The sequence below is a fragment of the Mangrovicoccus ximenensis genome (assembly GCF_003056725.1).
GTDB classification, from domain to species: domain Bacteria; phylum Pseudomonadota; class Alphaproteobacteria; order Rhodobacterales; family Rhodobacteraceae; genus Mangrovicoccus; species Mangrovicoccus ximenensis.
Window position 1 is genome coordinate 57494 of the sequence record NZ_QBKZ01000015.1, and the last position, 12074, is coordinate 69567.

At 68.0% G+C, this 12074-nt stretch carries 12 protein-coding genes and 3 pseudogenes; 6 read left to right on the forward strand and 9 right to left on the reverse strand.

Translation table 11 applies throughout. The annotated features are described in order from the left end of the window. Positions 1 to 6 precede the first annotated feature (6 nt). The 4 genes and pseudogenes from C7T91_RS39595 to C7T91_RS16250 form a co-directional block, all read right to left on the reverse strand. Positions 7 to 477, reverse strand: a complete 471-nt coding sequence (locus C7T91_RS39595; RefSeq protein WP_407943313.1) for a ComF family protein — start codon at positions 475 to 477, stop codon at positions 7 to 9. Beyond that, a pseudogene (locus C7T91_RS38525) lies at positions 377 to 1120 on the reverse strand (NAD(P)-dependent oxidoreductase); the annotation flags it as partial. The pseudogene C7T91_RS38525 and the gene C7T91_RS39595, both read right to left, overlap by 101 nt. Continuing rightward, positions 1120 to 2493: an aspartate aminotransferase family protein gene (locus C7T91_RS16245; protein ID WP_108260160.1), complete on the reverse strand. Its 1374-nt coding sequence runs from the start codon at positions 2491 to 2493 to the stop codon at positions 1120 to 1122. The pseudogene C7T91_RS38525 and the gene C7T91_RS16245, both read right to left, overlap by 1 nt. Positions 2494 to 2526: 33 nt before the next feature. Next, the gene (locus tag C7T91_RS16250) at positions 2527 to 2895 is read right to left on the reverse strand and encodes a cupin domain-containing protein (RefSeq protein ID WP_108260161.1); all 369 of its coding nucleotides are present in this window, start codon (positions 2893 to 2895) and stop codon (positions 2527 to 2529) included. Between the two features lie 231 nt (positions 2896 to 3126). On the opposite strand from C7T91_RS16250, the gene C7T91_RS16255 reads away from it, so the two are divergent. Then, a complete protein-coding gene (locus C7T91_RS16255; protein WP_108260162.1) occupies positions 3127 to 4416 on the forward strand; it encodes an NAD(P)/FAD-dependent oxidoreductase in 1290 nt (429 codons plus the stop codon). 137 nt (positions 4417 to 4553) lie between these two features. Here C7T91_RS16255 and C7T91_RS16260 read toward each other — a convergent pair whose 3' ends face one another. Together C7T91_RS16260 and C7T91_RS16265 are read right to left on the reverse strand one after the other, a co-directional pair. Beyond that, on the reverse strand, positions 4554 to 5549 hold the full coding sequence (locus C7T91_RS16260; RefSeq protein ID WP_108260163.1) for a Gfo/Idh/MocA family protein: 996 nt from the start codon (positions 5547 to 5549) through the stop codon (positions 4554 to 4556). Beyond that, a complete protein-coding gene (locus C7T91_RS16265) occupies positions 5546 to 6163 on the reverse strand; it encodes a sugar phosphate isomerase/epimerase family protein (RefSeq protein WP_236638290.1) in 618 nt (205 codons plus the stop codon). The genes C7T91_RS16260 and C7T91_RS16265 overlap by 4 nt, the downstream gene beginning before the upstream one ends. Here C7T91_RS16265 and C7T91_RS16270 point away from each other — a divergent pair. Together C7T91_RS16270 and C7T91_RS16275 are read left to right on the forward strand one after the other, a co-directional pair. Next, positions 6045 to 6428, forward strand: a pseudogene (locus C7T91_RS16270) (NAD(P)-dependent oxidoreductase); the annotation flags it as partial. The gene C7T91_RS16265 and the pseudogene C7T91_RS16270 sit on opposite strands and share 119 nt — an antisense overlap. A 79-nt stretch (positions 6429 to 6507) precedes the next feature. Then, positions 6508 to 6729, forward strand: coding sequence for a hypothetical protein (locus tag C7T91_RS16275; protein ID WP_108260165.1), 222 nt, complete (start codon positions 6508 to 6510; stop codon positions 6727 to 6729). Between the two features lie 3 nt (positions 6730 to 6732). Here the strand turns inward: C7T91_RS16275 and C7T91_RS16280 are convergent, their stop codons facing one another. The 3 genes and pseudogenes from C7T91_RS16280 to ubiE all read right to left on the reverse strand — a co-directional run bounded on the left by C7T91_RS16280 (position 6733) and on the right by ubiE (position 9520). Next, positions 6733 to 7137, reverse strand: a complete 405-nt coding sequence (locus tag C7T91_RS16280; RefSeq protein ID WP_108260166.1) for an RcnB family protein — start codon at positions 7135 to 7137, stop codon at positions 6733 to 6735. A gap of 104 nt (positions 7138 to 7241) precedes the next feature. Further along, positions 7242 to 8767: pseudogene (gene ubiB, locus C7T91_RS16285) on the reverse strand (2-polyprenylphenol 6-hydroxylase). Next, positions 8768 to 9520, reverse strand: a complete 753-nt coding sequence (ubiE, locus tag C7T91_RS16290; protein ID WP_108260167.1) for a bifunctional demethylmenaquinone methyltransferase/2-methoxy-6-polyprenyl-1,4-benzoquinol methylase UbiE — start codon at positions 9518 to 9520, stop codon at positions 8768 to 8770. A 113-nt stretch (positions 9521 to 9633) separates the two neighbouring features. Here ubiE and mutM point away from each other — a divergent pair, with 113 nt between their 5' ends. From mutM to rpsT, 3 genes are all read left to right on the forward strand, one after another. Continuing rightward, the gene (gene mutM, locus C7T91_RS16295) at positions 9634 to 10491 is read left to right on the forward strand and encodes a bifunctional DNA-formamidopyrimidine glycosylase/DNA-(apurinic or apyrimidinic site) lyase (protein ID WP_108260779.1); all 858 of its coding nucleotides are present in this window, start codon (positions 9634 to 9636) and stop codon (positions 10489 to 10491) included. 61 nt (positions 10492 to 10552) lie between these two features. After that, a complete protein-coding gene (locus C7T91_RS16300) occupies positions 10553 to 11329 on the forward strand; it encodes an enoyl-CoA hydratase-related protein (RefSeq protein ID WP_108260168.1) in 777 nt (258 codons plus the stop codon). Positions 11330 to 11424: 95 nt separating this feature from the next. Beyond that, positions 11425 to 11688 (forward strand): 30S ribosomal protein S20, encoded by a 264-nt coding sequence (gene rpsT / locus C7T91_RS16305; RefSeq protein ID WP_108260169.1) that lies wholly within the window; start codon positions 11425 to 11427, stop codon positions 11686 to 11688. Positions 11689 to 12074 lie beyond the last annotated feature (386 nt).

A 12074-nucleotide genomic window follows, 5' to 3' on the forward strand; every position in this document is an offset into this window, starting at 1 on the left:
CGCAGTCTAGGCATGTTGGCTGGCCCGCGCCAGTGCCAGCACATTCACGATTGGCGCGCCTGCCGCCAGCAACTCGCGGGCGCAGAGCTCGAGCGTTGCTCCGGAGGTCATCACGTCGTCCACCAGCAGCACGGGCCGGCCCGCGATCCGGTCGGCGCGGCGCGGATGAACCGAAATGGCGCCCGCCAGAGCTGTCTTGCGCGCGGCATGGTCCCCGCCTGCCATCGGCGGGGTGGCGCGGGTCCGGAGCAGCGCGTCCGGCAGATGGGACAGTCCGAGATGGCGGCACAGGAGCCGGCTGAGGACTGCCGCCTGGTTGTAGCGCCGCTTCAGCAGCCGCCCGCGATGGATGGGCACCGGGACCAGCAGCATGCCGGGGCTCGGGATCGGTGACGTCGAGCATCGCGCTGCCGATCCGGCCGCTGTCGAGGGCCGCGCGCAGATCGTCCATGACAAGCTGCTCGCCGCGCCCGGCATGGACCAGCCCGGCGCCCTGCGGCAGCTGCGCGAAGAGCTGGGCCTCGAGCATGCCGCGGGTCTGCGGGGTCAGCGGCAGCAGGCAGACGAGGATGTCGCTCTGCGCGAGGAAGGCGCCGAGCCCGTCTTCGGCATGGCACGCGACGCCCTCGGGCCCGGTACCCGAGCGGCTCCAGCCGGAAACCCGGAAGCCGAGATCGCGCAGGGTCTCGGCGACCAATCGGCCGGTGCGGCCCATCCCGAGGATGCCGATGCGGCGGTCCTTCGCCTGGGTGGTGGCCACGGCCTCCCACTGGCCGCGGGCAGCCTGGCCGAGATAGCGCGGCATGTCGCGATGCAGCATCAGCACCGCCATCAGCACGTAGTCGCGCACCATCGCCTCGATCCCCGGCGCCACCATGCGGCAGAGCCGGATGCCCTCGGGGAGGACGGGCATGCGGTCGACGCCCGCCACCTTGCTGATCACCACGCGCAGGTTTGGATAGGCCGACAGGTCGGCAGGCGGCACCCAGCAGGCCATGTGCGTGACAAGGGCGGGATCCCCGACGGCATCGGGGCCGGGAAGCAACTGCTCCCCGGCCCCTGCGAAGATCTCCGCCCAGACGGCCATGCGGTCGTCCGGCTCGAGATAGAGAAGCGCCATCAGGCCATGACCGCCCGGATTTCCGGATCTTCCAGCGTCTCGTCCAGCACGGCGCGGGTGCGTTCGACGATGGCGTCGATCTCCTCCGGGGTGCAGCAGAGCGGCGGCGCGTAGCCGAAGATGCCCTGCGCGAAGGAGCGGATGATCAGCCCCTTCTCCCAGGCGCGGTCGAAGAGACGCGTCGCGGGCTGCACGGCGGCGGGCAGCGGCGTCTTCTTCTCCTTGTCGGTGACCAGCTCGACGGCGGCCAGCATGCCGCGGCCGCGGACATCGCCGACCAGCGGATGGTCCGCCAGCGTGGCAAGGCCTGCCATCAGCCGCTCGCCCATCTTCCGGCCGTTCTCGAACAGCCCGCCCTGGTAGAGCGCCAGCACTTCCAGCGCCACGGCGGCCGAGACCGGGTGCGCCGAATAGGTGAAGCCGTGGCCGACCGCCTTGGCGCCCGCGCCCTCGGCGATGGTTTCGTAGACATGGTCCGACATGAACACGGCGCCCATCGGCACGTAGCCCGAGGTCAGGCCCTTGGCGGTGGTCATCATGTCCGGCACGATGCCCTCTTCCTCGCAGGCGAAGGCCGGGCCGGTGCGGCCGAAGCCGGTGATGACCTCGTCTGCGATGAACAGGATGCCGAGCTCGCGGCAGGTGTCGCGCATCGCTTTGATCCAGCCCTTCGGCGGAACCAGCACGCCGCCCGAGCCTTGGATCGGCTCGACATAGAAGGCGGCGACGCGGTCGGCGCCGATGGCCTCGACCTTGGCCTTCAGCTCGGCCACGGAGCCGTCGATGATCGTCTGCGGATCCTGGCCCAGCGGGTTGCGGTAGACGTAGTGCGACGAAATCTTGTGCTGCCAGGCGAAGGGCAGGCCGAAGCCCTCGTGGAAGGCCGGCAGCGCGGTAAGGCCCGCGCCCTGCGAGGTGGAGCCGTGATAGCCCTGCTCGACCGAGATGAACTGGTCGCGCTGCGCCTCGCCCTTGGCGTGCCAGTAGTAGCGCACGAAGCGGATCGTGCTGTCGACCGCGTCCGAGCCGCCGAGCGAGAAATAGAGGTGGTTCAGGTCGCCCGGCGCGAGTTCCGCCAGCGCGGCGGCCAGCCGGATCGGCGCTTCGGTGCCGAGATCGAAATAGCCGGTCGCATAGGGCAGGCGGCGCATCTGCTCGGCCGCGGCCTCGACCACGCTTTCATGGCCATAGCCCGCATTCACGCACCACAGGCCCGCGAAGCCGTCGATCAGGGTGCGGCCCTCGCTGTCGGTGACCTGCGCGCCCTTGGCGGAATTCAGCAGGCGCACGCCGCGGGCCTCGTGGCCGCGGAACGAGGAGACGGGGTGGATCAGGTGGCGGCGGTCGAGCTCGACCAGGGAATTGGACAGCATGATATGCTCCGGTTGTCGCGTTGGAAAATGGGGTCAGGAGGCGATGACGAAGATCTTCTTCACCGTCTCGATGGTCTGCCAGCTGCCCTTGAAGCCGGGCTTCATGACGAAGCTGTCGCCGGGACCGAACTCGTGGCTCTCGCCGCCGTCCTCGCTGATCCGGCACAGGCCCGACAGGATGTGGCAGAATTCGAAGGTCTCGCCCTTCAGCGACACGGTGGTGCCCGGCGTGGCTTCCCAGATGCCGGTGCGGATCTTGCCCCAGGGCGCGGCCTCGGCCAGCGCGGCGTCGAGATCCCAGGTCTTGTAGGAGGGCTTGCCCTCGATCAGGCGGTCCTCGGCGGCCTCGGTGCAGCGCGGCTCTGAGGCGGGGGCGGTATCGACGGGAATGAGAAGCGTCATCGGGGACTCCTGGTCGGGGGCGGTCTGTCAACGCAACGATGCGCCGGCGGACGCGGAAATGGCCGCTGAATCCCGGCGCGGCGCGGCAGGACTTGCCGCTTCGCCGCGCCGATACGGCATTTCCTGCCATCGCGGCGGCAAAGCCGGAATCCGGCGCAGCGCTCTGCCTGCTAGGGTCGGTCCGAGCGCAATCGACAGGACCGCCGCTCGGGTCCCGGAAGGAAGACGGAAGTGAAATTCACATCCTACTGGCATGATACCGCGCCCCGTTTCGGGGCTGCGCAAACCGCTCCGGTCTCGGGGCGTTTCGATGTCGTGGTCATTGGCGGCGGCTTCACCGGACTGAACGCGGCGCGCAAGCTGGCGAAGGAAGGCGTGTCGGTCGCGCTGCTCGAGGCCGCCCATGTCGGCGCCGGCGGCTCGGGCCGGAACGGCGGGCACCTCAACAACGGCGTGGCGCATGGCTATGCCTCGGCCAAGGCGCATCTGGGCGCGGAAAGGGCGCATGCGCTCTACCGGGCCTATGACCGCTCGATCGACATGATCGAGGCGCTGGTCGCCGAGGAAGGCATCGACTGCAATTTCCGCCGCTGCGGCAAGCTGAAGCTCGCCTCCAAGGCCTCGCATGCCGACGGGCTGAAGGCGAATATCGAGCTGATCGCGCGCGAGGTCGATCCCGAGACCGGCTGGATCCCGCGCGAGGGGCTGGAGGCCGAGGTCGGCGGCGGCGGCTTCCACGGCGGCGCGCTCTACCGCAAGACCGCTATGATGCATATGGGCCGCTACGTGCACGGCCTGGCCGAGGCCGCCGCGCGGCACGGCGCGAAGATCTGGGAGGACGCGCCGGTCACCGCGCGCGAGAAAACCGGATCGGGCTGGAAGGTCACGACGCCCAAGGGCAGCATCGAGGCCGACCGGGTGATCGCCGCGACCGGCGCCTATGGCGGGTCGGTGAAAGGCGCGCCCTTCGGCTATTTCCGCCGCCGGATCATCTCGGTCGGCTCCTTCATCATCGCGACGCGGCCGCTGAACGAGGCCGAGATCGCTGCGACCGTGCCGGGCAACCGCACCTATGTGACCTCGCTGAACATCGGCAACTATTTCCGCCTGACGCCCGACAACAGGCTGATCTTCGGCGGGCGGGCGCGGTTCTCGGCGGTCTCCGACCAGAAATCCGACGCGAAATCCGGCGAGATCCTGCGCGCTTCGCTGGCGCGGACCTTCCCGCATCTGGCGGATGTCGGGATCGACTATTGCTGGGGCGGGCTCGTCGGCATGACCCAGGACCGCTATCCGCGCGCGGGCGAGGCCGATGGCATGATCTACGGCATGGGCTATTCCGGGCACGGCGCGCAGATGTCGACGCTGATCGGCCAGAGCCTGGCCGATCTGGCGATGGGCCGCACCGACACCAACCCGCTGCAGGGGCTCGACTGGAAGCCGATCCCGCTGCATGTCGGCGAGCCGTGGTTCCTGCCGCTGGTAGGGATGTGGTTCGGGCTGAAAGACCGCCTGTCCTGACGGCGCGCCGCAGGCCGGGTCCGGCCTGCGCGCCAGGGGCGCGAAGCCGACACGGCCCCGATCCGCAACGGACCGCGCTGCGGGCTGCCCGCGCTCTCCGCCTGCACTGGCCCCGGCCGCACGGACGGGATGCGCCCTCAGATGCCGATCTGCGCGACCATGCGTTCCAGCCGCTCCATCGCCCGGACGCCGTCGCCGATGTCGGGAACCGGGCGGGCGCCGCCGCGCAGCACGGCGGCCGCATCTGCAAGCAGCGCGGCATAGCCCTTGTGGTCCTCGTTCGCAGCCGCCGTGAAATTCGGCCGCCAGCTCAGCGTGTCGCAGGCCGGATCGAGCGTTGCGCCCGGATCCTCGGCCTTGAAGGGCGGATCGCGGTAGAGCGCCACGTCGATGATGTTGTCGACATGGATGCGCGCATGGTCGCCCATGATGCGGATCTCCTCCATCGGGGTGCCGCGCGACTGCACCGTGCCCATCACGACATTGCCGATCACCCCCGCACCGGTGGTGAAGTTCAGGTGCAGCAGCAGCCGTCCCGGCGCTGGCGAGATACTGCGCACCGTCATGTCGCCGAAATCGCCGCCCGCGAACCACGGGATCAAGTCCATGTAGTGCACGCAGTGATGCAGGTAGAAGCCGGTGTAATCCGGCTCGCCCTCGAAATAGGTGGGCGCGGTCATGTAGGCGCCGGTGATGCCCAGGACAGGCCCGAAGCTGCCGTCGTCGAGCACGTTCTTCGCGATGCGGTTGCCGGTGGAATAGCGCTTCATGAAGCCGACGATCACCGGCTTGCCCGCCTTTTCTGCAGCCGCCGCCACCTCGCGCGCGCCCTCGGCGGTCGCGGCTGGAGGCTTTTCCATGAAGACCGGCAGGCCCTTTTCCAGCGCGGCGATCGTGGCCGCCCGGTGCAGCTCCGGACCGACCGCCATGCCGATGGCATCGAGGCCCGGCGTGGCGATCAGGTCGCGGAAATCGGAATGCAGCGCCGCCACCCCGTATTCGGCAGCGGTGCGCGACAGCATCTCGGGGTCGCGGTCGCAGAGCGCGGCGATGCGGATGCCGTTGCGGCCGAGCTGGGGCAGCAGCATTTGGCGGGCATGGCGGCCGCAGCCGATCCATCCGATGTTGATCATTGGTCCACCTCTGCAAGGGCCAGGGCATTGCGGATCACGCCGAGCCCGGCGCGGAGCTTGGCGCTTTCGTCCTCGCGCGGCGCGCGCCAATGCGCGATGGGCAGCGCGATGCGGTCGTCGGCGCGGCGGAACGGCTCCAGCGAGATCGGCCCGCGGTACTCCGCTTGCGCCAGCGCCCGCATGATCGCGGTCCAGTCGAGATGCCCGGTGCCGGGATGGCCGCGATGGTTCTCGTTGGCCTGGAAATGCGCGATGCGGGATCCCGCCAGCCGGATCGCGTCCGGGATCGAGCGGTCCTCCATGTTCATGTGGAAGGTATCGAGCATCAGCTGCACGCCCTTGTCATTCACGGCATCGACCAGCTCCACCGCCTGCCGGGTCGTCGACAGGATATCGGTCTCGAACCGGTTCAGCGCCTCGACCGCCAGCGTCACCCCCTGCGCGCGGGCATGCGGCGCGGCCGCCGCCAGCCCCTCGATGGTGCGCGCCGCCCGCGTGGCAGGCTGGAGCCGCCGTCCGAAGGAAATCGAGGGAATCACATGCCTTTCCGGCGAGGACGGGCTGGCAGAGGCGCTGGCGCGGGCCGAGATCCTCGTCCTGCTGCTGCCGCACACGCCGCAGACCGAAGACATCCTGAACGCGGAGANCTTGGCGGCGCTCGAGTCCGGGCGGGTCGGCCATGCGACGCTCGACGTGTTCCGCACCGAGCCGCTGCCCGCGGACCATCCGTTCTGGGCGCATCCGCGCGTCACCGTCACGCCGCATGTCGCCGCCGAGACCCGGCCCGGCCCCGCCTCGCGGGTGATCGCCGAGAACATCCGGCGCGGCGAAGCGGGCGAGCCGCTGCTCAATCTGGTGGACCGCGCGGCCGGCTACTGACCTGCCCGAAAGGCGCGGTCTGCAGAGCGGGTCATTCTGTGCTACCCTGGGGGAAGCCAGCAGCAGGAAGGACCGGAAGGTGAAGAAGAACCCGTTCATGAGCGCCTGGCTCAGCGAGTACCACAAGACCGCCCGCACCGCGCAGGAGGACTGGGCGAAGGAAATGTCGCGCCATCAGCAGGCCATGATGAAGACTTGGCAGGCGCAATGGAGCGAAGCGGTGAATACCGGAACCGAGGCCTGGATGGACATGTGGATGCCCTGGGCTTCGGGGAAGAGTTCCCCGAAGCGGCGGCGCTGAGCCTTACTTGACGTATTGCGAGATCACGCCGAGGGCGCTGACCAGGATCATCGTGTCGCGCATGACGCGGTAGAGCTCGTCGCCGCGGCGGACATAGATCTGCCCGTCCGGCGGACGCGGCAGGCGGTAGTCATGCCAGTCGATGCGGTCGCCGTGGATTTTCTTGTACTGGCCGGGCGGCATGTTGCCCGGCTTCTTGTCGAGCCCCGGCGGCACGCCGTTGCCATGGCCGTTGCCGCGGCCCTGGGCCAGCCAGTAGCGGCCGTCGCGGTGGTCGTCCCGCGCGCGGTCGTGATGGGCGCCGTTGTGCTTGTTCCAGCCATGGCCCGGCGTCTTGTGCGGATCCGCCAGCGCAGGCGCGGCCAGCATGGCAAGGCAGAGCGTGGCGGCGATGGTTTTCTTGGGCATTGGAAGATCTCCTTTCTTCCGGAGAACCCGAAAATGCCCGAAAAGGTCCGGCCGCGCGAGAAATTCCTGTCGCCGCCGGCGGGTTTCCGCCCAGCGGCCTTCGCTCAGGAGGCGATCTGGACGCCGATCGCGATGCAGGCCGTCGCCGTGCCCGCCCCCGCGAGGAACCACATCAGCAGCGCGGCGCCCTTGGGCTGCGGCTTGGGCTGGGACTGGGCGACCAGCGCCGCCTCGGCAAGCCCCGGCAGCCGCGGCCCGATCCGGGTCAGCACCCGCGCCGTCATCGCCAGGTCCCGCGCCAGCGCATGCACGCCCACGTTCTTGGCGATGTAGCTTTCGACGACCGGACGGGCGACGTCCCAGATGTTGATATGCGGGTTCAGCGAGCGCGCGACGCCTTCGACCACCACCATGGTGCGCTGCAAGAGGATCAGCTCGGTCCGCGTCTCCATCCCGAAGCGTTCCGTCACCTCGAAGAGATAGGCCAGCAGCCGCGCCATCGAGATGCGCGAGGCATCCATGCCGAAGATCGGCTCGCCGATCACGCGCAGCGCGCGGGCGAATTCGTCGATATCCTGGTCGGCGGGAACGTAGCCCGCCTCGAAATGCACCTCGGCGACGCGGCGGTAATCCTTGCGGATGAAGCCGAACAGGATCTCGGCATAGACCCGGCGAGTGTATTCGTCGATCCGGCCCATGATGCCGAAATCCATCGCGACGATCTCGCCCGCGGCGGTGATCTTCAGGTTGCCCTGATGCATGTCGGCATGGAAATAGCCGTCGCGCAGGCATGGTTCAGGAACATCTGCAGCACGCGCTCGCCCGCGGCCCGGCGGTCCACGCCCGCCGCGTCGAGCGCCTCGAGGTCATTGGCGTTGATGCCGTTGGCCCATTCCAGCGTCATCACCCGCCGCGAGGAATGGGCCCAGTGCACGGCCGGCACGCGGAAGCCATCGTCCTTCGCCGTGGTCGCCGCGTATTCCGCTGCCGCCGAGGATTCGAGCCGCAGGTCCAGCTCGCCGCGCACGACGCCGTCGAAATGCCGGATCACGTCCATCGGGCGCAGCCGCCGCGACGAAGGCGACAGCAGCTCCACCAGCCGCGCCGCCAGGTAGAAGGCGTCGACATCCTTGCGGAAGGCGCGCTCGATTCCCGGGCGCAGCACCTTGACCGCGACCTTCTCGCCGGTCTCGGCCAGCCGCGCCTGATGCACCTGGGCGATCGAGGCGGCGGCGATCGGCTCGCTGAGCTCCGAGAAGACCTCGTCCACCGGCTTTTCCAGCTCGCGCTCGATCTGCCTGCGCGCCTCTTCCAGCGAGAAGGGCGGAAGACGGTCCTGCAGAACCCGGAGCTGCCGCGCGAGGTCGTCGCCGACCACGTCGGGACGGGTCGAGAGTACCTGGCCGAACTTGATGTAGGCGGGCCCCAGCGCAGTCAGGGCGCGGGTCGCGGGCGGCATGGCGGGGTCGCCCTCTATGCCGAGCCACTTGAACGGCCAGCCGAGCACGCGGGCGGCGATGCGCAGGGGCTTCGGCGCATCCATCGCATCGAGCACCAGCTTCATCGCGCCGGTCCGTTCGAAGGTCGCCCCGGTCCGGATCAGCCGCCAGATGTTGTGAGGTCCGCGCACCTAGATCTTCCACCCCGAATGCAGCGCCGCGATGCCCATCGACAGGTTGCGGTACTTCACCTGGCTGAACCCCGCCTTGCGGATCATGCCGGCGAACGTGTCCTGGTCGGGGAAGTTGCGGATCGATTCCACCAGGTACTGGTAGCTGTCGCGGTCATTTGCGATCGCCTGGCCCATCCGCGGGATGATGTTGAACGAATAGAGGTCATAGGCCTTCTGCAGCGGCTTCGAAGGCAGCTGCGAGAATTCCAGCACCATGATCCGCCCGCCGGGCTTGAGCACGCGGTAGGCCTCGTCCAGCGCGTCCTGCACCCGGGTCACGTTCCGGATGCCGAAGCTGATCGTGTAGGTGTCGAAGGTGTTGTCCTCGAACGGCAGCGCCATCGCGTCGCCCACCACCCAGGTCAGCCGGTCGGCGAGGCTCTGCGCCTCGGCGCGGCGCTGGCCCTCGATCAGCATGTCTTCGGTCAGGTCGAGCACGGTGACCTCGGCCATCGGCGCGCGCTTGAGGATGCGGAAGGCGATGTCGCCGGTGCCGCCGGCCACGTCGAGCGACTTCATGCCGTCGCGCGGCGTCAGCCAGTCCATCATCGCATCCTTCCAGATGCGGTGGATGCCCATCGACATGACATCGTTCATGATGTCGTACTTGTTCGCCACCGAGGAGAAGACGCCGTGGACCAGCCCGGCCTTCTCGTCCTCGCGCACTGTCTTGGCGCCGAAATGGGTGGTCTTGCTTTCCGCGTCACTCATGGGTCTTGCCGCCTCGGTCGTTTCACCCTTCCTTATAGGACGCCCCGCCGGGGGAGCAACGCGATAGCGGCTCACGCTCCTGCGGCAAGTCCGTGAACAAGCCCGAGGTCCCGATGCCCGAACTGCCCGAGGTCGAAACCGTCCGCCGCGGCCTGGAACCCGTGATGGCGCAAGCCGTCATCACCCGCGCGCAGGTGAACCGCCCCGACCTGCGCTGGCCCTTCCCCGAGCGGATGGCCGAGCGGCTGACCGGCCGCCATGTCGCCGCGCTCCGGCGCCGCTCGAAATACCTGCTCGCCGATCTCGACGGCAGCGAGACCCTGCTGATCCATCTCGGCATGTCCGGTCGGATGCTGGTGACGAAGGACGAAAATGCCGTCCAGATCGGCACTTACGTCCATGGCCATGCCGCCCCCGAGAAGCATGACCACGTGATCCTCGATTTCGACAACGGCATGCGGGTGACCTTCAACGACCCCCGCCGCTTCGGGGCGATGGACCTCTACCCGACCGAGGCGGGCCACAAGCTGCTGGACAAGCTCGGGCCGGAACCGCTGGGCAACGCCTTCAGCGCGGCGCATCTGGCCGAGGCCTTCCGCGGAAGGACCAGCGCGGTGAAATCGGCGCTGCTCGACCAGCGGATCGTCGCGGGGCTGGGCAACATCTATGTCTGCGAGGCGCTGCACCGCTCGGGCATCTCGCCGCTGCGGCTGGCCGGAAAAATCTCGGCGGCGCGGATCGCCGTGCTGCATGCCGCGATCCGGCAGGTGCTGGAAGAGGCGATCGCGGCCGGCGGATCCTCGCTGCGCGACTTTCGTCAGGCTTCCGGCGATCTGGGCTATTTCCAGCACGGATTCCGTGTCTATGATCGCGAAGGCAAGCCCTGCCCCACCGACGGCTGCACCGGCACCGTAACGCGAATCGTCCAGTCTTCGCGGTCGTCCTTCTACTGTCCGAAATGCCAAAGATAGCTTGAACGCACGGCGCAGGCTGTTAAGGCTGGGGGCTGTTGAAACAATCAGGGCAGTCCCCATGGCCTATGAGACGCTGATCGTAGAGGTCGATGACCATATCGCCCAGATCAAGCTGAACCGTCCGGACGCGAAGAACTCCCTCAACAAGCTGATGATCGCCGAGCTGACCGATGCGCTGCAATCGGCGGACCGCAACGACAAGGTGCGCTGCATCCTGCTGTGCGGCAACGAGAAAGTCTTCTCGGCGGGGATCGACGTTTCGGAGCTGGCCGAGGCCAGCTTTGCCGACCTGTTCTGCGGCAGCTACCTGGGGTCCGATGCCGATCCGCTGATCCGCTGCCGCAAGCCGGTGGTGGCCTCGGTCTCGGGCTACGCGGTGGGCGCAGGCTGCGAGCTGGCGATGATGTGCGACCTGGTGATTGCCGGGGACAGCGCCAAGTTCGGCATGCCCGACGTCAACCTGGGGGTGATTCCCGCGCTCGGCGGCACCCAGCGGCTGGTCCGCGCCATCGGCAAGGCCAAGGCGATGGACATGCTGATGACCGGGCGCTTCATGTCGGCCGAGGAAGCCGAGCGCGCCGGGCTGGTCAGCCGCGTCGTGCCGGTCAAGAAACTGGCCGAGGAGGCCCGCACCGCCGCCTCGCGGATCGGCGAGAAATCGACCGTCAGCACCCGTGCGGTGAAGGAAGCGGTGAACCGCGCCTTCGAGACGCCGCTGCGCGAAGGGCTGCTCTACGAGCGCCGGCTGTTCCATGCCCTGTTCGGGACGAACGACCAGAAGGAAGGCATGGCCGCCTATCTGGAGAAGCGCGAAGCCCAGTTCCGGGACAAATAGCGCCCGGACTTGTCCACAGGCGCTTGACTTATGGCCGAGTCGGGTCTAACGACGCGCTTCACAAATTCACCCTGCAATCGTTGGGAAGCTGTCACATGGCAAACACGCCACAATCCAAGAAGCGCGCCCGTCAGAACGAGCGCCGCGCCGCCGTCAACAAAGCCCGCAAGTCGCGGATCCGCACCTTCCTGCGCAAGGTGGAAGAAGCAATCTCCTCCGGCGACAAATCCGCCGCAGCGACCGCCCTGCAGTCCGCACAGCCCGAGCTGATGCGCGGCGTGACCAAGGGCATCCTGCACAAGAACACCGCATCGCGGAAGATGTCCCGTCTCGCAGCACGCGTGAAGGCGATCGCCTGATCCTGCGCTCACGCCCCTGCCCGGTCCGCGGGCGGCGGCTTCGAGACTGAAGACCCATTTCGTGCACCCGGCCCGGCCGGGCGCCCCGGATCTCCGGATTCCAGCGCGGCTGACGATGTGAATCGTCTGCCGCGTTCTTTTTGTTAGGAAATGCTAATTCAACACGGCCGTCGGATTCGGATTTCCTTAAAAACCTGTCAACTTAGAAGTTCTGTTGCGACTCCTCTGGCAGGGTTGATAAATTTCCTAGGCGACTCGCGTCGTACTTGGGGGACATGGATACGCTGATCGGACCGGAGGGTCTCGCCCTGTCGCAGGCAGAACAGGGCAGCTCCGGTTTGACCAACGTATCAACCGTCGGCACAAGCAGGGGAACCTGCACGCCG

What these genes read in the sequence shown, in the direction of transcription:
- C7T91_RS39595 (WP_407943313.1), bottom strand. Translation starts at nt 477, where the DNA reads ATGCCGGGCGCGGCGAGCAGCTTGTCATGGACGATCTGCGCGCGGCCC.
- C7T91_RS16245 (WP_108260160.1), bottom strand. Translation starts at nt 2,493, where the DNA reads ATGCTGTCCAATTCCCTGGTCGAGCTCGACCGCCGCCACCTGATCCAC.
- C7T91_RS16250 (WP_108260161.1), bottom strand. Translation starts at nt 2,895, where the DNA reads ATGACGCTTCTCATTCCCGTCGATACCGCCCCCGCCTCAGAGCCGCGC.
- C7T91_RS16260 (WP_108260163.1), bottom strand. Translation starts at nt 5,549, where the DNA reads ATGATCAACATCGGATGGATCGGCTGCGGCCGCCATGCCCGCCAAATG.
- C7T91_RS16280 (WP_108260166.1), bottom strand. Translation starts at nt 7,137, where the DNA reads ATGCCCAAGAAAACCATCGCCGCCACGCTCTGCCTTGCCATGCTGGCC.
- ubiE (WP_108260167.1), bottom strand. Translation starts at nt 9,520, where the DNA reads ATGAGTGACGCGGAAAGCAAGACCACCCATTTCGGCGCCAAGACAGTG.
- mutM (WP_108260779.1), top strand. Translation starts at nt 9,634, where the DNA reads ATGCCCGAACTGCCCGAGGTCGAAACCGTCCGCCGCGGCCTGGAACCC.
- C7T91_RS16300 (WP_108260168.1), top strand. Translation starts at nt 10,553, where the DNA reads ATGGCCTATGAGACGCTGATCGTAGAGGTCGATGACCATATCGCCCAG.
- rpsT (WP_108260169.1), top strand. Translation starts at nt 11,425, where the DNA reads ATGGCAAACACGCCACAATCCAAGAAGCGCGCCCGTCAGAACGAGCGC.